The 19,715-nt window shown below is 48.4% G+C and carries 20 protein-coding genes and 1 tRNA gene; all 21 read right to left on the bottom strand.

The window, feature by feature from the left end; all coding sequences use genetic code 11:
• Positions 1-97 precede the first annotated feature (97 nt).
• A complete protein-coding gene (locus B4H10_RS09885) occupies positions 98-1,039 on the bottom strand; it encodes an ornithine carbamoyltransferase (RefSeq protein ID WP_059075771.1) in 942 nt (313 codons plus the stop codon).
• A gap of 205 nt (positions 1,040-1,244) precedes the next feature.
• Complete coding sequence (locus B4H10_RS09880) at positions 1,245-1,442, bottom strand: cold shock domain-containing protein (RefSeq protein WP_059075770.1); 198 nt, start codon at positions 1,440-1,442, stop codon at positions 1,245-1,247.
• Between the two features lie 127 nt (positions 1,443-1,569).
• Positions 1,570-2,058, bottom strand: a complete 489-nt coding sequence (locus B4H10_RS09875; protein WP_292018751.1) for a dihydrofolate reductase — start codon at positions 2,056-2,058, stop codon at positions 1,570-1,572.
• Positions 2,058-2,849: a thymidylate synthase gene (locus B4H10_RS09870; protein ID WP_059075768.1), complete on the bottom strand. Its 792-nt coding sequence runs from the start codon at positions 2,847-2,849 to the stop codon at positions 2,058-2,060. Before B4H10_RS09870 ends, B4H10_RS09875 begins: the two co-directional genes overlap by 1 nt.
• Positions 2,850-2,854: 5 nt before the next feature.
• Positions 2,855-4,681, bottom strand: coding sequence for a DNA helicase RecQ (recQ, locus tag B4H10_RS09865; RefSeq protein WP_292018750.1), 1,827 nt, complete (start codon positions 4,679-4,681; stop codon positions 2,855-2,857).
• 76 nt (positions 4,682-4,757) lie between these two features.
• A complete protein-coding gene (locus B4H10_RS09860) occupies positions 4,758-5,945 on the bottom strand; it encodes a PLP-dependent aminotransferase family protein (RefSeq protein WP_059075766.1) in 1,188 nt (395 codons plus the stop codon).
• Between the two features lie 158 nt (positions 5,946-6,103).
• On the bottom strand, positions 6,104-7,303 hold the full coding sequence (locus B4H10_RS09855; RefSeq protein ID WP_059075765.1) for a PLP-dependent aminotransferase family protein: 1,200 nt from the start codon (positions 7,301-7,303) through the stop codon (positions 6,104-6,106).
• A 141-nt stretch (positions 7,304-7,444) separates the two neighbouring features.
• Positions 7,445-8,392 carry a bifunctional riboflavin kinase/FAD synthetase gene (locus tag B4H10_RS09850; RefSeq protein WP_292018749.1) on the bottom strand — a complete coding sequence of 316 codons (948 nt, stop codon included), beginning with the start codon at positions 8,390-8,392 and terminating at the stop codon, positions 7,445-7,447.
• An 11-nt stretch (positions 8,393-8,403) separates the two neighbouring features.
• Positions 8,404-9,285 (bottom strand): tRNA pseudouridine(55) synthase TruB, encoded by an 882-nt coding sequence (gene truB, locus B4H10_RS09845; RefSeq protein WP_292018748.1) that lies wholly within the window; start codon positions 9,283-9,285, stop codon positions 8,404-8,406.
• A complete protein-coding gene (locus B4H10_RS09840) occupies positions 9,282-10,226 on the bottom strand; it encodes a DHH family phosphoesterase (RefSeq protein ID WP_075582495.1) in 945 nt (314 codons plus the stop codon). The genes truB and B4H10_RS09840 overlap by 4 nt, the downstream gene beginning before the upstream one ends.
• A gap of 5 nt (positions 10,227-10,231) precedes the next feature.
• Positions 10,232-10,579, bottom strand: coding sequence for a 30S ribosome-binding factor RbfA (gene rbfA, locus B4H10_RS09835; RefSeq protein WP_059075762.1), 348 nt, complete (start codon positions 10,577-10,579; stop codon positions 10,232-10,234).
• A gap of 17 nt (positions 10,580-10,596) precedes the next feature.
• Entirely contained in the window at positions 10,597-13,068 is a 2,472-nt protein-coding gene (gene infB / locus B4H10_RS09830) for a translation initiation factor IF-2 (RefSeq protein WP_292018747.1), read from the bottom strand.
• Positions 13,065-13,391, bottom strand: coding sequence for a L7Ae/L30e/S12e/Gadd45 family ribosomal protein (locus B4H10_RS09825; RefSeq protein WP_059075760.1), 327 nt, complete (start codon positions 13,389-13,391; stop codon positions 13,065-13,067). The genes infB and B4H10_RS09825 overlap by 4 nt, the downstream gene beginning before the upstream one ends.
• The gene (gene rnpM / locus B4H10_RS09820) at positions 13,388-13,648 is read right to left on the bottom strand and encodes an RNase P modulator RnpM (RefSeq protein ID WP_150824249.1); all 261 of its coding nucleotides are present in this window, start codon (positions 13,646-13,648) and stop codon (positions 13,388-13,390) included. Before rnpM ends, B4H10_RS09825 begins: the two co-directional genes overlap by 4 nt.
• 9 nt (positions 13,649-13,657) lie before the next feature.
• A complete protein-coding gene (gene nusA / locus B4H10_RS09815; protein WP_059075782.1) occupies positions 13,658-14,836 on the bottom strand; it encodes a transcription termination factor NusA in 1,179 nt (392 codons plus the stop codon).
• A gap of 15 nt (positions 14,837-14,851) precedes the next feature.
• A complete protein-coding gene (rimP, locus tag B4H10_RS09810) occupies positions 14,852-15,310 on the bottom strand; it encodes a ribosome maturation factor RimP (RefSeq protein WP_059075758.1) in 459 nt (152 codons plus the stop codon).
• Between the two features lie 133 nt (positions 15,311-15,443).
• Entirely contained in the window at positions 15,444-16,121 is a 678-nt protein-coding gene (locus B4H10_RS09805; protein ID WP_292018746.1) for a hypothetical protein, read from the bottom strand.
• Positions 16,122-16,145: 24 nt separating this feature from the next.
• Positions 16,146-16,230, bottom strand: a tRNA-Leu gene (locus B4H10_RS09800).
• A gap of 11 nt (positions 16,231-16,241) precedes the next feature.
• Positions 16,242-16,817 (bottom strand): lytic transglycosylase domain-containing protein, encoded by a 576-nt coding sequence (locus B4H10_RS09795; RefSeq protein WP_170087657.1) that lies wholly within the window; start codon positions 16,815-16,817, stop codon positions 16,242-16,244.
• 3 nt (positions 16,818-16,820) lie between these two features.
• Positions 16,821-17,435, bottom strand: a complete 615-nt coding sequence (gene coaE, locus B4H10_RS09790; protein WP_059075756.1) for a dephospho-CoA kinase — start codon at positions 17,433-17,435, stop codon at positions 16,821-16,823.
• Between the two features lie 373 nt (positions 17,436-17,808).
• Entirely contained in the window at positions 17,809-19,344 is a 1,536-nt protein-coding gene (gene guaA, locus B4H10_RS09785; RefSeq protein WP_292018745.1) for a glutamine-hydrolyzing GMP synthase, read from the bottom strand.
• Between the last annotated feature and the right edge of the window lie 371 nt (positions 19,345-19,715).

Here is a 19,715-nt window from a genome sequence, read left to right as displayed (position 1 = left end):
GAGAAACGTGAGATTCTTGAAAAAGTTGCTGATAAAAATGCCTCTATAATCCGAAATAATACGTTCCGGCTTATAGAGGCATTGCAAATATAAGGATTTACCAATCAAGTTTACCGGTAATGAGGTATACGAGAAGACCTTTTTCGGCATGGCGGCGGTTTTCGGCTTCATCCAGAATCGTTTCCAGATGCTGTTCCATCACATCTTGGGTAATTTCATAGCCCGGATGAATCGGCATATCGTGGAATACCATCGTATCCGTACCTGCCATCAGGTCTGCATCGATCTGATAGGGCATCATCATGCCGATAATCTTGTTTTTCTTTTCCGCATAGTCCGGATTGGTGAAAAATTCCATATCGACCCACGTATCAGTGTAGACGCAATCGACTTCAGCAACGACTTTTTTCAAATCTTCCTTACTGATATTGTCAGGCAGTTCTTCATAATGACCTGTAGCCTTGAGGCCTTCGTAGAACTCATCACCGACGCCCATGACCTGGCTGAACGGAGTCAGGCCGTACATCTTGCCCCCCAGCATGGTAACAATTTCACTGAGGGAATTATACGTATTATTCTTAGCTCCAATATACAAGACTTTGACATCAAAATGACCCGTCTTTTCATACAGCGTCAGCATATCGGCCAGCGCCTGTGTCGGGTGGAACGTATTATCACAGCCGTTGATGACCGGAACAATCGAAGCATCCATGAAACCATGGGTCGTTTCCGATTTTTTGAAACGTCCCATAATGCAGTCCACGTTGCGCCCTACGTATTTAACTTCACTGGGAAGATCGCCAATAGTAAAATTACTGTCTTTCCAAAGCTGATTATACGACTTGCCACCCAGTTCTTCCATCCCGATATTGAACGATAAATATGTCCGGTTCGATGTCTTTTCAAACAGAGTATACAGCTTTTTCCCATCCAGTAAATGAGAGAAAGCCTGCTGATTCTGTTTAATTTTTTCTGCCAGAAGTAATATGCCTTTTAATTCATCCGCCGTATAATCGGCAAAACTGTTGACGTGTTTCATATATATTCACCCTCCATATGCAATCAATCCTGTATATTCTCTTGAATATGTGTATATCATAGCATATAAGCGTGTATATTTCAAGTTTTTATGCAATAAATATGCAGTAAAATTCATCTGCATGTTATCTTTACCGTTTCACTCTAAAAAAAACCGGCAACCATGAGGTTACCGGTTAAAAGGTCTATATCCTGAAAGCGCTCGATTAGGCTTTAACTACGTTAGCAGCCTGCGGACCACGTGCACCATCTACGATATCAAAATCAACTTCCTGACCTTCTGTCAGGGATTTGAAGCCGTCTTCCTGAATAGCGGAGAAGTGTACGAAAACGTCGCCGCCATCTTCTCTTTCAATGAAGCCATAACCTTTTTCTGCGCTGAACCATTTTACTTTACCGTGCATAACAAAATCCTCCTAAAAAAAACAAATGCAGCTATTCTCTAGCTCTAATAGGTAGTGTATCATACCAAACATTCAATGTCAACCAATTTCTTATTTTCATTATGACATAAAAGCATAATGTAAATCTTTATTTACGCAGATAACGAACAAAAGAGAAGGGATAAGCATTGCGTTCATCTGCCTCATGGGCATCCCTTGCCACTTCCTGCCAGCGCGTCCGGTCCAACGGCGGGAAAAACGTATCTGCCGGCAGTTCCGCATCAATTTCCGTCAGATACAGGCTGTCAGCACGCCCCATGAATTCCGTGTATAAGGAAGCACCGCCAATGATAAAATACTCCTCACCGGTCCGGACAGCCCGTACCATATCATCCATATCGTGAAATACGGTGATGCCGGGATGAGTTTCTTCATAATCCCTCTGTCCGGTCAGCACCCAGTGTGGCCGCCCCGGCAGCAGTCCCGGAAGACTTTCAAAGGTCTTCCGTCCCATAATGATTGTATGCCCCATAGTCAGGTTCTTGAAATGCTTTAAATCGGCAGACAAGTGGCAGAGCAGCTGATTATCTTTTCCAATTCCCCGCGCCTTATCCACAGCAGCAATCATGTGCAGCATCAGACGGCCACCTCCATTGGTAATTTACCCAAATGCTGATATCCGTCAAGGGCGATATCATCAATAGTAAACTGGTAGAAATCGTGAATATCGGGATTAATACAAAGCCTGGGCGCCGGAAAAGCCTGACTGCGCCGTGACAGCTGTGTTTTCATCGCATCGATATGATTTTCATAAATATGGGCATTATTGATAACATGAGTAAACAGTCCCGGCTTCAGGCCAACCGTCTGGGCAATGAGATGGATGAGTACGGCATACTGCGTCATGTTGAACGGTACGCCCAGTCCCATATCGCCGCTGCGCTGTACCAGCATGCAATTGAGTCGTCCGTCGCTGACATCCCACAACGTCTGAAAGGCACAAGGCTGCAATGCCATGTCGGGAAGGTCATCTATATTCCACAGCGTAACAATCATCCGCCGGTTCTGCGGGTCATGACGCAGCATATCCAGCAAATGATCTACCTGCTTGTATTTACGTATCTGATACCCGTAAGCTTTCCCAATCGTTCCATCAGGGCGCATCCATTCATCCCAGACATGGCAATTCATCTTCTGCAGCTCCCGTACATCATTACTTTGCAGTTGCCAGATCCAGAGAATCTCCTTTACGGCCGTCTTAAACGCAACAAATTTCGTAGTCAGAATGGGAAATTCTTTTTCCAGGTCAAACTGAAATATCTGATGAGGAAGTTTATACGTCGGTATCCCTGTGCGGTTATTCGAGTAATATCCCTGTTTTAAAATCCGTTCTACCATATCCAGATACTGTGTATCGGCTGAACTCATGTACATCACCTCTGTGTAGTTTGAAAATCCTGAACAGCCTGGCAAAAAATGCGGCCATATTTATGCAGCTTGAACTCACCTACCCCTTTAATGCGGGACATCGCCTCTTCCGATACGGGGCGGCTGGCTGCCATTTCCCAAAGTGTGGCATCGGAAAAAATGACGAAAGGCGGAATATGTTCTTTTTTTGCCAGATCCATGCGAACTGACCGGAGTACCTCAAAGAGGGGCCGGCAGGCTTCTTCATCGATAGATTCAGATACAGATTTTTTCTTCCGCGCCGGCCGGGCCGCCGGTTCTGTTTCTGCCGCGATGGCAATTTCCTGTATAGCCCGTTTCCGGCCTTTCAATACATCCCGTCCGTCAGCAGTCAGAGAAAGGACGGGGTATTGCCCTTCGGACTGCTGCACGAATCCATCTTCCAGACTTTGCCGGATCATATCGCGGATTTCTCTGGCCGCATAATTGCTTAGCATGCCAAAGCTCGTACAGCGCTGGAAACCATAATGGCGGATTCGGGCAGTCATACTCCCCTTTAGTATATCACAGACCATCGTCATTCCAAAACGCCCCTTCACCTCGTCGATACATAGGCAAATCGGCCGGACAATCTGGGTCGTATCTTCCTGGACGACTTCCTGATCACAATTGCCACAATGTTCACAGCGGTCCCAGGATGGTTTTTCTCCAAAATACCGGAGAATATACTGGCGCAGGCAGTGACGGGTTTCGCAATATTCAATCATGGCGTTCAGCATCTGCAATTCTTTTTTCTGCTGTTCTGGTGAATGGACAGAGTTTTCGATGAGGAATTTCTGAATCATGATGTCACGCCGGTTATACAGCAGGATGCATTCTCCGGGAGCTCCGTCCCGTCCGGCCCGGCCCGCTTCCTGATAATAGCTTTCGATGTTTTTTGGCATCTGATAGTGAATGACGTACCGGACATTGCTCTTGTCGATGCCCATGCCAAAGGCATTGGTTGCTACAATGACGGAAATTTTATCATAGGTAAACTGCTCCTGTACCTTCTTGCGCGCTCCATCGGTCATACCGGCATGATACCGCCCTGCGGCAAACCCGCGTGCTTTTATTTCCTTGTACAGGCGGTCTACCTCTTTCCGCGTCGCCGTATAGATGATGCCGCTGTCCTCTTTATTCCGGGCCAGATAGGACAGGATGAAAGAAGTCCGGTCTGTATTGCGGACGACGCGGAAGTACAGATTCGGACGGTCAAACCCGCCGATAAAGACCCGTTCATCCTGAAGGCCCAGGAGGTTCATCATATCTTCTTTTACCTTCTGAGTCGCCGTCGCCGTAAAGGCCGCCACCACCGGACGGTGAGGCAGTGCTTCGATCCACGGGCGGATAGCGCAATACCCGGGCCGGAAATCATGACCCCACTGGGATACACAATGAGCTTCATCGATGACGACCATATCGATTGGCATAGACTGCATGAAGCTCGTAAAAAATTCATTCTGCAGCCGTTCAGGAGAAATGTAGACGAGCTTGACCCGGCCACTCCGTATTTCTGAAAACCGCTGTCTCGACTCTTCCAGTGTGCACTGGCTATTGATAAACACGGCCGGTATATGCTGTGCCAGCAGCGCATCTACCTGATCTTTCATCAATGAAATGAGGGGGGAAATGACCAGTGTAAGGCCGGACATCAGCAATCCCGGTATCTGGAAACAAAGTGATTTTCCGGCTCCCGTCGGCATAATGGCCAGGCAGTCACGATGCTCCATGATCGTGGCAATGACCTCCGCCTGTCCAGGGCGGAACGATGAATAGCCAAAATACTGTTTCAGGACATCTAAAGGCCGCAAAACTATCTCTCCTCTCTAAAAAAAGGGCATGCCACAGGCACGCCCTTGATCATGAATTCTTCCAGAAATTCACGGATTATTTCGATAATTCTTCTTTGAGCACCTCTCCCAGCCGTTTGATGCCTTCTACGATACGGTCTTCTGGCATGTTGGAGTAATTGAGGCGGAAGTGGTTGCCATTGCCGCCATTGGGATAGAAAATACCACCCGGTACATACGCTACATCTTTTGCCAGACATTTCGGCATCAATTCTTTGGCGTCCATACCTTCCGGCAGGGTAACCCACGTGAAGAGACCGCCCTGAGGATAGGTAAACTTGCATTCTTCCGGGAAGTACTTCTTCATCGATTCACACATGAGGTCGCGGCGTTTGGCATATAATGCGTTGATTTCTTTGATGTGGGCATCCATATCAAACATCTGGCAGTAATATGCGGCCTGGCGCTGACCAAAGGTCGAAGTGCCGAGATCGACGGCCTGTTTGAATTTGACGAATTTATCGATAATTTCCGGATTAGCAATAGTCCAGCCCAAGCGCAGGCCCGGCATGAAAATCTTGGAGAACGAGCCGAGGAATACGACTTTTCCCTGCGTATCCATGGACTTCAGGGACGGCAGTTTTTCAATGTCATAACGGATTTCACCGTAGGGATCGTCTTCGACGACCACGACATCATATTTGTTGATGACATCCATAAATGCTTTCCGGCGTTCTACTGGCCAGGTGATACCTGTCGGGTTCTGGAATTCAGGAATAACATAAATCATGCGGACGCTTTTATCTGTAGCAAGGATTTTATCCAGCTCTTCCGGGATAATGCCCTTGTCATCCGTCGGTACTTCAATATAGTTAGGTCTTACCGGGTTAAAGGCCATGATGGCACCCATATAAGACGGGCTTTCCATAGCAATCGTTTCGTCTTTATTGACGAGAATCTGCGACAGGATAAACAGGCCCTGCTGTGAACCCGTCGTAATAACGATATCTTTTGCTTCGCAGTCAACGAAGAAGGACTTCTTCATCCGTTTGGCAATTTCTTCGCGCAGTGGTACATACCCTTCTGTCGTACCATACTGAACCGCCTTGCGGCCTTCCTTTTCATAAATAGCCTGATCGACCTGCTTCATTTCTTCGATTGGGAACAATTCTGGTGCCGGCAGCCCCCCTGCAAACGAAATTACTTCCGGTTTTTCCGTAAGTTCCAGCAGTTCCGCAATATCAGAAGCTTTTAATGTGTTTGCAAAATCAGAAAATTTTGTCATGTAAATCACCCCTATGTTAATATTACTCCCCAGTGGTCAAATTATAACACTAACATAAAGAGATTGCAAATTACAAAATTCCAGTGATGGCAAAAAGTAATACGTATACAAAAACAAGGCAAGGATTTTCTCCCTGCCCTGTTCTCTGCGTTCAGTCGTTATTTCATTTTGGCAATTTCTTCTTTCAGTACATCGCCCAGACGTTTTACGCCTTCTACAATCTTATCTTCCGGCATGCACGAATAGTTCATGCGGAAGTGATTTTCTCCTCCGCCATTCGGATAGAAAGCACCGCCCGGTACATAAGCTACTTTCTTTTCCAGTACTTTCGGCATCAGTTCTTTGGCATCCATACCTTCAGGCAGTTCAACCCAGGTGAAGAGACCGCCTTCCGGATAGGTGAATTTGCATTCTGCCGGGAAGTATTCTTTCATCTTGTCGAGCATAAGTGTGCGGCGTTTGCCATAAAGATCACAAATATCTTTGATATGGGCATCGATGTCGAACATATCGAGGAAGAAAGATACCTGACGCTGTGCAAAGGACGATGTCTGCAGGTCAGCTGCCTGTTTGTATTTAACGCATTTATCGATAATCGCCGGGTCGGCTACCATCCAGGCTACGCGCAGACCTGGCATCATAATCTTCGAGAACGAGCCGAGGAATATGATATTCCCCTTCGTATCCATCGATTTCAGGGACGGAACTTTGTCACCGTCATACCGCAGTTCGCCATACGGGTCATCTTCAATGACCGGGAAATTGTACTGGTTGATGAGTTCCATGAACGCTTTACGCCGTTCGATAGGCCATGTTACCCCTGTCGGGTTCTGGAATTCAGGAATGACATAGGCCAGGCGGATCTTATCGCCATATTGTTTCAGGATTTTTTCTAATTCTTCGGGAATGACGCCCTTGTCGTCGGTTGGAAGTTCTACGAATTTAGGTCCGCACAGTTTGAATGCGTTGAGTGCTCCCAGGTAGGTTGGACTTTCAACGAGCATGATATCGCCAGGATTGATAAAAATCTGAGGGATGAACGACAGGCCCTGCTGCGACCCGGACGTAATAAAGACTTCATCGATCCCGCAATCGACCATAAATGATTTTTTCATCCGTTCACAAATATGCTGCCGCAGTGGTACATATCCTTCCGTCGTGCCATATTGTACAGCCGCTTTCCCGTCCTTATCAATAATAGCAATATCTACTTTTTTTAATTCTTCCAGAGGGAATAATTCCGGAGCCGGAAGACCGCCGGCAAAAGAGATAATTTCTGGCTGGGCTGTCAATTTCAACAGTTCACGTATTTCCGAAGCTTTTAATCCATTTGCAAGATCTGAAAATTTGTATTCCATACTCTACCACTCCTTCGCAAAACTGAACGCAACCTTTATCTATGCTTTAATTATATCATTGTTATGACATAAATTCAATTTAACTCAGATGAGAATTAAATTAAAATCAGATTAAAAGCAGATTAAAAATGACAGGACCTGTCATTTAAAACAAGTCCTGTCATTATCATCCAGATAATTCAGCGTATCAACCTGGTCCTGCTCCATCTGACGCTGGAGCGCTTCCGTTGTCTGAAAAGGGATTTCATGGCGCAACCGTTTATAAAAACGGACGCAAAGGCATTTGCCATATATGTCTCCCTGCCAGTTGATGATATGCGTTTCTATCCGGCGGTATTGATTGGTAAAAGTCGGATTGTCGCCAATATTGGTCATAGCCGGCCGGTACGCACCATCGACGAATACATCGGTTACATACACGCCATCCGCTGGCATAGCCATGCGGGGTGGTATTTCCATATTGGCCGTCGGGAAGCCGATAAGCCGTCCCCGCCGGTCACCTTCCACGACCATCCCTTCGATTTCAAAAGGTCTGCCCAGCAGGCTGGCCGCCGTTTCCATGTGGCCCAGCAGGACCAGTTTGCGGATGACCGTACTGCTGATGGGCGTCGCCCGGCCGGGCCGTTCCAGCAGATGCAGCACCTGTACGGGAACTCCATGGCCATCCATAAAGTCACGCAGTGTTTCCGTGTTGCCTGCCGCCCTGGCGCCGTAAGTAAAATTCGCTCCCACTACTACCGATTTGGGATGCAGATAATCCAGCAGCTGCTGGCAGAATTCATCCGGTGATTCATCGATGAGGTGACGATTCATGGGCAAAAGGACGAGACCATCCAGGCCCAGTTCTTTTATATACCGTTCCTTCTGCTTTACCGTAGCCAGGCGCGCCGGTTCCTTTTCCGGACACAGCACGGACAGCGGGTGAGCTGCAAAGGTCACGACTACAGCTTTGGCCTGCAGCCTGCGCGCCGTATCAATAGCCGTCTTCATGACCATCTGATGCCCCAGATGTACGCCATCAAAGGTTCCCAGAGCGACTACTGTTGCCGTGTAGTCTTGCGCTTCTTCAAAAGAATGAAATACTTGCATCGTCGATTACCTCACAATGAATCCGCAAACATTTTGTGCGGGCGGATGACATGATGTTCTTTATCGAAACGGGCAATCCCCGTAAGCACGCCCCGGTCCGTATAGACACGCAGGATTTCACCATGCGTCATCTGCCGTCCGGCGAAAGGAACAGGCCTGCCCTGAAGAAGATACAGGCAGTTTTCCCGGGACAGAGTTACCTTCCGTACGGCTCCCATAGAAGCATCTGCCGGCAGGACATAGCGCAGCGGGTCACAGGTCAGTTCTTCCAGCGTCGCCGCATCTTCGATAGTAAACACGCCGGCCTGTACGCGCACCAGATAAGACATACAGGCACAGGTTCCCAGATACTCGCCCAGATCCCGGACCAGAGAACGGACGTAGGTTCCCTTGGAGCAGGTCACGGCCAGCGTCCCCCGGCGTTCCTGCCAGGATAGGAGCCGTATATCATGTATCGTCACATCCCGTTCCGGCAGGGTAAAATTCTGATGGCTGCGGGCTAATTTATAAGCCTTCACGCCATGTATACTGATAGCGGAATACCGCGATGGCGTCTGCTTGATCGGCCCCATAAAATGCTGCAGTGCCGATGTCATGTCCACGGCGCTCACAGCAGGAACGGGCTTCCGGTCTACGACCTGTCCGGTAATATCCTCTGTGTCGGTCGCAATTCCCAGCAGAAATTCCGCATGATACGTCTTCGTATCGCTGTCTCCATATTCGATGAGCCGCGTTGCCTGTCCCAGATACACAGGCAGTACGCCTGCCGCCAGCGGATCCAGCGTACCGGCATGACCGATTTTTTTCATCTGGTAGATGCGGCGCATCTGACTTACTATATCGTGACTGGACATGCCAGTCGGTTTTAACACATTGACAATTCCCTGTATCATACAGCTTTTAAAATTTCCTTTATAAGCATTTTTTTTGCTTTTTCCAGAGGCGCACCGATAGTACATCCAGCCGCACGGACATGACCGCCCCCTCCAAAAACAGACGCTATGGCGTTGACATCCGCCTGTTTGGAACGGAGACTGACCCGCGTTTCCTCATCGCTGATATACTTCACCGTAAAAGCTATATCGACGCCCTTGACTGTCCGGGCATAGTCAATATACCCGCCTGTATGTTCTCCCGTATATTTCAGGACATCCGGTGAAAATGTAATGCCCGCCACTTTGTTGTTGCCAAATAATTCAATATGTTTCAGCACTTCTGAAAGGGCGTGAAGCTTTACCAGAGACTGGGCTTCCAGATGTTCCGAAATGACATGGGGCATAGCACCGGCATCGACGAGAGAGGCTGCCATGCGCAATGTATGACCTGTCGTATTGCTGAATTTAAAGAAGCCGCTGTCAGTTGCAATAGCCATGTACAGAGCCATGGCCTCCGGCTGGTTCACCCCGTCGCCCCATGTAAGAAAAAGCTGTGTCAGGATTTCTCCCGTCGCCGCGCATTCCGGCCGGATATATTCGTACCGGGCAAAATGCGCATTGGAAATATGGTGATCAATATTCAGTACATCCCCATGGATGAGTGATTCAACGGCACCGCAGCGGTCGGCTGACGTCGCATCGAGGATAACGGTCAGCCAGGAATCATCCGTATGGACAGCAGCCGGCTTTTTAAACTGGCTGACACCGGGCAGGAAGAAAAACTTGTCGTCAATGTCATCATCGATGACGGTGACGACCTGCTTGCCCATCCGCTCCAGATAGTCCTGCATGGCCACCAGGGACCCGATGGCGTCCCCGTCGGGATTGACATGGGCTGTCAGCAGGACATGGCTGTAATGCTGCAGCAGGTGGCGGATTTCTTCTGGTGTAATATTCATGGACATCAGTCCTTCTTTTCTATATCACGCAGTATCTTATCGATTTTCATCCCATAATCGAGGGATGTGTCTTCTTTGAATTCAATCGTCGGCGAATAGCGGATTCCCAGCCTTTTCCCGACTTCGGAACGGATATATCCATTCGCGCTTTTCAGTGCTTTCAGCGTATCGGCCTTTTCGGCATCGCTGCCAAACAGGCTGACATATACGGTCGCTTCCCGCAGGTCGCCTGTAATCCGTGCATCGGTTACGGTGATAAAACCGATGCGCGGATCTTTCAGCTCCCGCAAAATAATATTGGAAACTTCCTGCTTGATGAATTCCTGTATTTTACGTACTCGTAATTCTCCCATAGTTGTCTTCCCTCACTTTATTCCGGTTCGACTTCTACCATTTCGTACGCTTCGATTTCGTCGCCTTCCTTGATATCGCGGTAATTTTCCAGCGTGATACCGCATTCATACCCTTCGGCAACTTCTTTCACATCATCTTTGAAACGGCGCAGGCCGTCTACTTCGCCTTCATGGACGACGATGCCATTGCGGATCAGGCGCACCTTGGATGTGCTGGAGATTTTGCCTTCTTTGATATAAGAACCGGCGACAATGACCTTGGGAGTCGTAATGACTTTGCGTACTTCTGCCCGTCCGGTAATATGTTCTTCGTATTTCTTTTCCAGCATCCCTTTGATAGCTGCTTCAACATCATTGATGGCATCATAAATGACCCGGTACGTACGCATATCGACATTTTCATGTTCCGCAGCCTTGCGGGCCGATGCATCAGGGCGGACGTTGAAACCGATGATGAGGGCATTCGATGCTGACGCCAGCATAATATCCGATTCATTGATAGCCCCAACGCCGGAATGAACGATAGAAATGCGGACTTCGTCACTCTTGATGGCCATGAGCGACTGGCTCAGCGCTTCTACGGACCCTTGTACATCCCCCTTGACAATGAGGGACAATTCTTTCAATTCGCCCTGCTGAATCTGATTGAACAGGTCATCCAGCGTAACCTTGGCATTGACGTGCAGTTCAGACGACCGTTTCTTTTCCAGTCGTTTTTCGGCAACCGAACGGGCCGTCTTTTCATCCGTCGCATCGAGGATATCACCGGCTTCCGGTACATCATTCAGACCGAGGATTTCTACCGGGATAGACGGTTCTGCTTTCTTGACACGTTCGCCCCGTTCATTGGTCATGGCCCGCACCTTGCCGTAGCAGGAGCCGACGATAATCGTATCGCCTACGTGGAGCGTCCCTTTCTGGATTAGTACGGAGGCTACAGGACCGCGGCCTTTATCCAGTTTGGCTTCGATAACGACGCCCTGGGCCGGACGGTTCGGATTGGCTTTGAGATCCAGTACTTCTGCCAGTACCAGGATGTTTTCCAGCAAATCATCCAGGCCGATTTTCTTATGAGCGGAAACGGGGACCATAATCGTATCGCCGCCCCATTCTTCACTGATCAGGCCATATTCCGTCAGCTGCTGCATGACCTGCTGGGGATTGGCGCTTTCTTTATCGATTTTATTGATAGCAACGATAATCGGGACACCAGCCGATTTGGCATGGTTGATTGATTCAATCGTCTGGGGCATGACACCATCATCGGCGGCAACGACGAGGACAGCAATATCCGTTACCTGGGCACCGCGGGCACGCATGGCCGTAAAAGCTTCATGCCCCGGCGTATCCATGAATACGATTTTCTTGCCTTCATAGCGGACCTGATAAGCCCCGATATGCTGGGTAATACCGCCTGCTTCATGACTCGTGATATGACTCTGGCGGATAGCATCGAGCAGACTGGTCTTGCCATGGTCAACGTGGCCCATGATTGTGACGACGGGGGGACGCGGCTGAAGAGATTCAGGCGGATCGATGATTTCTTCGATTTCCGTAGGATCTTCCGGCGGTGCTTCCTTCGTGACGGCGACGCCAAATTCATCGGCAATCAGCGAAGCTGTATCATAATCGATTTCCTGATTGATGGTAGCCATAATGCCGCCCATGAGCAGCTTTTTAATGACTTCACTGACTTCGCGGCCCAGCCGTTCGGCAAAATCTTTGACGATAATCGTTTCCGGAAGTTCGATAGACGTCGGGTAATTTTTCTTTTTCGCCGACGTATCCTGCATAGCCACATTCTGGCCACCATGCTGGTTCTTATTCCGTTTATTCTTATTCTTGCCTTTATTCAGGACATTGGACAAAAGCGTATGAGGCCGGTTCTGGTTTGATGCGTTCTTGCCATTATGACCGGACGGACCAGAATGTTTGTTATTCTTCCGGTTGTCATTGCGTCCCGTATTATTCTGCTGACTGTGGCCAAAATACTTCGTACGCTTCGTATCATTTTCACGAGCCGGCTGACTGCCGTTTTTACTATTCACATTCCCTTTGTGATTGGGATTCTGATTGCCCTGATGATTCTGGTTAGTCTGTTGAGTCTTCTTCATATTCTGCTGCTGACGATTGAAATTATTGCGGGACTGTCCTTCTTTTCTGACATTTCCCTTTTCTGTTTCCGGCCGTTGTCCCTGATTATTCTGCGGGCGGTTATTCCGGTTCTTGTTGTTCTTTTCTGGTCTCTGTTCATTTTTACGGACGTTCTGGCCGTTATTTTTCCCAGCCTGCATAGCCGCCTTTTTTCTCGTGCCATGAGCATCAGTATTTTCTTTTTTCGGCGCATATGCCTTATCCAGTACCTGCTTTGCCTGATCATCTACACCAGAAAAATTCGTTGCCTTTATATTATGTTCTCCCAGAGTTTTAATAATATCGCTGGCCGATACGCCCAACTCCTTTGCCACTTCATATACTCGTTTCGTCATCTGGTTGCCCCCTTCTTCATCGCCTGTATCACGTCATCTATCGCTTTGGCAAATCCCCGGTCCGTCAATAATACTACCACATTCTGAGACTTCCCGACTGTTCTGCCCAGTTCTTCTTTCGTATATATATCTACAACCGCTATATTCCTGCGCGCTGCAATGCGGCGGTATTTTTCTGCATTCTCACCGCCATCGCTGGCTACAAACAGGAGCGGCACTGCATGTTTCTTCAAATAATTTTCTGCAGCAAAATCGCCACACACCGTCTTCCGTGCCCGACAGGCAAGGCCCAGAAGATTGCCGATCCGTTCCTGCCCTGTCATTCCAGATCCTTGCGGAGTTCTTCATAAATTTCAGGAGACACCTTTGTCTTTAAAGAACGTTCCAGCCTGTGTTCCTCATAGGCCTTTTCCAGGCACTCCGGATTCTGGCAGATGTACACGCCGCGCCCGGATTTCTTCCCTGTCTTGTCGATTTCGACATTTCCTTCAGGCGTGCGTACGATGCGGATCATCTCTTTTTTGCTCTTCTGTTCCTGGCAGCCGGCACAGACCCGCAAGGGAATTTTTTTCTTTTTCATGGTCCTCACCTACTCTTCCGTATGCTGGTCCGCTTCCACATCGCAAACTGCTGCATCTTCTGCTTCCGGAGCAGAAGGCATGGCCAGGTCGGCTAACAGGTCATCACCGTCCAGCTCTTCGCCAGCCGGTTCATCCTGTTTCTGTTCCGCCAGTTCCGCGGCCTGGCTTTCGCTCTTGATATCGATTTTCCAGTTGGTCAGCTTAGCCGCCAGCCGGGCATTCTGACCAGCTTTGCCAATAGCCAGGGACAGCTGGTAATCGGGAACGACGACGTTAGAGGTCTTTTCCGCTTCATCAACCGTTACCGAAACCACCGTTGCCGGGCTCAGGGCATTGGCAATGTAGACAGCCGGATCTTCATCCCATTTCACGATATCTATTTTTTCATTCTGCAGTTCTGTCACAATATTCTGCACCCGTACTCCTTTCGGACCAACACAGGCGCCGACACAATCCACATTTTCATCGCGGGAATAGACGGCAATTTTCGATCGGCGGCCCGGTTCACGGGCAACGGATTTCAGTTCCACGACGCCATCATAAATTTCCGGAACTTCCAGTTCAAAGAGGCGCTTTAACAGGCCCGGATGTGTCCGGGAAACGAGAATCTGGGCGCCCTTGGTCGTCTTGCGTACTTCCACCACATAACACTTGATACGCTGGCCGACCGTATACGTTTCCGTCGGAATCTGTTCGGAAACGGGCAGGACCGCTTCTGCTTTCCCCAGATCAACATAGACATTGCGCTGTTCGATACGCTGGATGATCCCCGTGATGATGTCATCCTGACGGTTGGAAAATTCATCGTAGACGATGCTCCGTTCGGCTTCACGCAGCCGCTGGATCATGACCTGTTTGGCTGCCTGGGCAGCGACACGGCCAAAATTCTTGGGCGTCACATTGACATTGATGACATCGCCTGCCGAATATTCCGGGTCCAGGATCTGGGCCATGGCCAGAGAAATTTCGGCGTCTTCATCTTCTACCGTTTCCACTACCGTCTTAGGAGCCAGGATTTTATAATCGCCAGTCAGGCGGTTTAATTCTACGACGGCGTTGGGATTGGCATCTGGCTCTTTTTTATAGGCCGTAATCAGGACCGCTTCCAGCGAATCACAGATGACATCGGCAGAAACGCCCTTTTCTTTGGACAAATAGGCAATCGCATTGAGTAATTCCTTGTTCACTTTCATGTACCTCCACTAAAAATCAATATGTAACCGTATCTGGGATATATCTTTCATGTCCAATGTTTCTTCCGTTTCATCATGGCTGACTGTCAGGACATCGCCTTCCCTGCCCTTCAGCACAGCGGTCAGAAGTTTCGTTCCATTATGGGGCTTGAAGAAATGAATATCGACATCGCGGCCCTGGTAACGGATAAAATCTTTTTCCTTTTTCAGGACCCGGTCCAGTCCCGGGGAAGATACTTCCAGAAGATAATTGTCACTGATGGGATCTTTTTCATCCAGTATCTTACTGAGTTTTTCACTGACGGCCTGGCAGTCTTCCAGATCGACGCCTCCCTGCTTATCAATAAAAACCCGTAAATACCAGTTCCGTTCCCGGACGTATTCCACATCGACGAGTTCTAATGCCGTACCGGCAATGATTTTTTCAACTTCTTCAGCTACCAGTTCTTCAATATGTTCGCGTCTCATAATTCACCTGTATCTTTCCCGACGAAACCCTGCAAGTAAAAGTTAAGAGTGGGCTTCCACCCACTCTTAGAAAAGTTTACATCTAATTAACTAAAGTATACCACCAACAGCGTTTTCTGACAATGAAAAACGCTCACTCTGCCGCCTTTAAATCAGCAGCAACGGAGTCCAGCACAGGCAGGAGACGTTCCTGCAATGCTTTTTTCAGGAGCTTTAAATCACTGCTGTCAAAATCATGTACCAGATTGGGGAAATTATGTATCCGCCGTTCGGCAAAAAAATCATCCCGGAGTATGTTGTACATGAGTGACAAACCGCTGCGCGTCGCTCCATCATAGTAAGCCAGGATCATATACGACCCATTAATGATCCGCACGGCATCATTGGGACGGATCAGCCGCCTGAAACCGGCATATGATTCCGGCAGGAAGTCATCCCAGTCCACCGTCGTGATTCCTTTATCCTTCAACAATACACTGAAATTCTCTTCCCGATCTACATAATACGTCCGGATCAGCTCCGGGAGCCGGGATTCTACCATACTACGAAAACTTTCAAAATTTTCCGTAATAAATTCAATGAGCGCAAACTCCAGCATTCCAATATCCGTACGGACAAATAATTCATTCGTTTCCGGATTGATTGTCCCTCGTACGGTCCAGCCATTATCGTCATTCGTATATAGAAAAATCAGGTATTCCTTATCTTTCCCATGATCCTGTACCATGTGCTGCTCTGCCGTTAACTTAAAATCTCCCACCTGAAGTGGGAGACTAGAAGTGATATTCCATTGTTTGACTGTTTCAATCAATGTATCATCCATAGGGCAAAAAAATGGTGCGGTTGGTGGGAGTTGAACCCACACGATCGATGATCACTGCCGCCTGAAGACAGCGCGTCTGCCATTCCGCCACAACCGCATAAAAAGAAATTAAAAGTTATACAGTTTTTTGTATTGCCTTTCGTTCAGCAAGACTATTCTAACATACTCTCTCGTTTCTGTAAAGGGTATTTCTTCAATTTTTTTAAAGTTTTTGTCCCAGCCATATTCATCCATCCAGGAATCGACATGGCCGCGTCCGGCATTATACGCTGCCAGAGCCAAAACTTCATTGCCGTCATACTCTTTGAGAAGATATGCCAGATACCAGGTACCCATCCTGATATTCGTCTGTACATCGTTCAGCTGGGCAGGACGAAAATTTTCCATCCCCATCTTTTCAGCAATCCATTTGCCTGTATCAGGCATAATCTGCATCAGACCGCTGGCACCCCGGTGAGACGAGGCCGACCGGTCAAACTTGCTTTCCACCAGAATCACTGCCGCTACCAGCGCCGGATCCACATGGTTTTCATAGGCATACTGTCTGACCATATAGTCATACTGCAGAGGATATACGATTTTACGCATTACATCGTCTTTCCAGGTAAAGAAATACGACGCAGAGAAACAGGCAACCAATACAGCTGCTACAATTTTTACCTTTGTATTATTTCTCCGTCTCACAGCTTACTCCCCAGATTGAATCCGTTTCATCAGTTCATGCCACTCATACCGCACCTGTTCTTCTGTGTCTTCCAAAGAACCAGTATTGTCGATGATAACCTGAGCCAATGACCGTTTTGTATCAATAGGAAGTTGAGCATGGATGCGTGCCATTGCTTCGTCCCGTGTATAGTGATTCCGCGCCATCAGCCGTGAAAGCTGCGTCGCCGGATCCACATATACGAGCCATGCTTCATCAACGTACGTGTTGTATTTTATCTCAAATAGCAATGGCATGTCAAGGAAAATGACCGGATTTTTTTTATTTTTTTCAATTATTTCAATTGTATCATTGATTCCCCGCTGGATGAGAGGAAATAAAATGCCTTCCAACTGCGCCTTTTTCTCCCTGTTTCCAAAAACGACGCGGCCTATATACGCCCGGTCCATCGTGCCATCTGCGCACAACGTATGCGGTCCGAAGGCGTCAGCAACGGCCTTCAGTCCTTCCGACCCGGGCCGGACGACATCATGGGCGATCTGGTCACAGTCGATGATTCCCGCCCCCAGCTGACGCAGCATGGCCACAACCGTACTCTTCCCCGAAGCAATACCTCCCGTAAGCCCAATCTGAAACATACCGTCCTCCCCTTTCATAAATATCCACCAGACCTGTCTTTGAACCAACGATTTTACTTCATTGTAAAGCCGGTAACTAAAAAAAGTCAAGGTTTCTGTTCAACCTGCAAAGTATACATAATTTTTTGCCACAAAAAGCAAGCCCGTATTGTCAGACCGTCGTAATACCTAAGCCACTAAAAGCAGCCGTATAACCTTGTACTTGTATCTGTTCCAATTTTTCTTTCGCTTTTTGTTCCAGCTGTTGTTCGCTGGGAGTTACTTTTTATAATATAATCATTTTAAACTTCTTTTATTCATTCCTGCTCCCAGATGCAAAAAAAGAATCCCCACAAGCTGCTTATTAGTGAACAGCTTGCGGGGATTTTCGCTATTATTCCCATTCAATAGTGGAAGGTGGTTTGCTCGTAATATCGTACACGATGCGGTTGATGTGATCTACTTCATTGACGATGCGGCTGGAAATTTTATCGAGGACATCGTAGGGGATGCGTGCCCAGTCAGCCGTCATGAAGTCCGTCGTCGTAACGCCGCGCAGTGCCAGCGTGTAATCATAGGTACGGAAATCACCCATGACGCCGACAGAGCGGTTGTTGGTCAAAACAGCGAAGTACTGGTTGATATCCCGCTGCAGGCCGGCATTGGCGATTTCTTCACGGAATATGGCATCGGCATCGCGGAGGATAGCCAATTTTTCCTTCGTGATTTCACCCATAATGCGGATAGCAAGGCCCGGACCGGGGAATGGCTGGCGCCATACGAGATAATCCGGCAGGCCCAGTTCTGCACCCAGTTCGCGGACTTCATCTTTAAAGAGGTTGCGGAGTGGTTCAATGAGGCCTTTAAAATCGACAACCGCCGGGAGACCACCTACATTATGATGGCTCTTGATGACAGCGGCATCGCCGGCACCGGATTCGATGACGTCCGGATAAATCGTTCCCTGGGCAAGGAAATCGACAGATCCGATTTTGCGGCCTTCATCTTCAAAGACGCGGATAAATTCTTCACCGATGATTTTCCGCTTCCGTTCCGGATCGGTCACGCCGGCCAGTTTCCCCAGGAAGCGTTCAGAAGCATCGACGCGGACAAAATTCATGCCGCTGTCTTTAAAAGCTGCTTCTACTTCATCGCCTTCATTCTTGCGGAGCAGGCCGTGATCGACGAAAATACAGGTCAGCTGGCTTCCTACGGCTTTTGAAATCAGAGCCGCGGCAACGGAACTATCGACGCCGCCAGATAAAGCTAATACGACCTTGCCGTTGCCGACCGTTTCCTTAATATGGGCAATTGCCGTCTTGGCATAATTGGCCATGGTCCACGATCCCGTACATCCGCAGACTTCAAAGAGGAAGTTATGGAGCATTTCCTTGCCATGTTCCGTATGCAGCACTTCCGGATGATACTGCATGGCATACAATTTGCGTTCCGTATTCTGCATCGCTGCCACAGGGCAGTTTTCCGAATGAGCGACGATAGAAAAACCAGCCGGTAATTCCGCTACATAATCCTGGTGACTCATCCAGACGATTTCCTTTTCCGCCAGTCCCTTGAAAAGCGGTGACGACGTATCAACATCAGTCTCCGTCTTGCCAAATTCACGGCGGTCGGCATGGCGTACTTCCCCGCCCAGCGTCTGGGCCATGAACTGCATGCCATAACAAAGCCCCAGTACAGGAATCCCCAGTTCAAATACGCCGGCTTCTATCTTAGGCGCATTTTCTTCGTATACACTGGCCGGACCACCCGTAAAAATAATCCCTTGCGGCTTCAATTCCTTGATTTTAGCTACGGCTTTATGATACGGATACACTTCACAGTATACGTGATTTTCACGGACGCGACGTGCAATGAGCTGATTGTACTGTCCGCCAAAATCGACAACAATGACAAGTTCTTTGTTATCCATTACTTCCTCCTCTTATACATTCCCGGAAACAACCTGTGCTGCCTCCATTTGATTATTTTTTATTATACCATAGGTAACATAGAGTGACTAGTATAGAACTCACGGCTGGAAGCTTGTTTCCCCTGCCTCGCCGGAAAGGGCGCCATCTGCTTCGTTGTCATCAGTCACCATAGCCCCGCTATGGCTCCTTCTTCCGCCTTGTATCTGACACCCTTTCCAGCGATTCAGGACAGAAACCGCTCCCAGTCGTGAGTTCTGTATTGCTGATTTGGGGTATAAAAAATAGCCAGTTCGACGAGCCAGCTATCAGTATATATCGTCGGTTAGAAGCACCGTGTAGCATTGCCGTCCCCGTGATAAGCAGAGAACCG

The sequence above is a fragment of the Megasphaera sp. UBA4382 genome, from assembly GCF_002391155.1.
Taxonomy (GTDB): domain Bacteria; phylum Bacillota; class Negativicutes; order Veillonellales; family Megasphaeraceae; genus Megasphaera; species Megasphaera hexanoica.
Note: the sequence above shows the minus strand (reverse complement) of the source record. Positions and strands in the feature narration are given on the sequence as shown.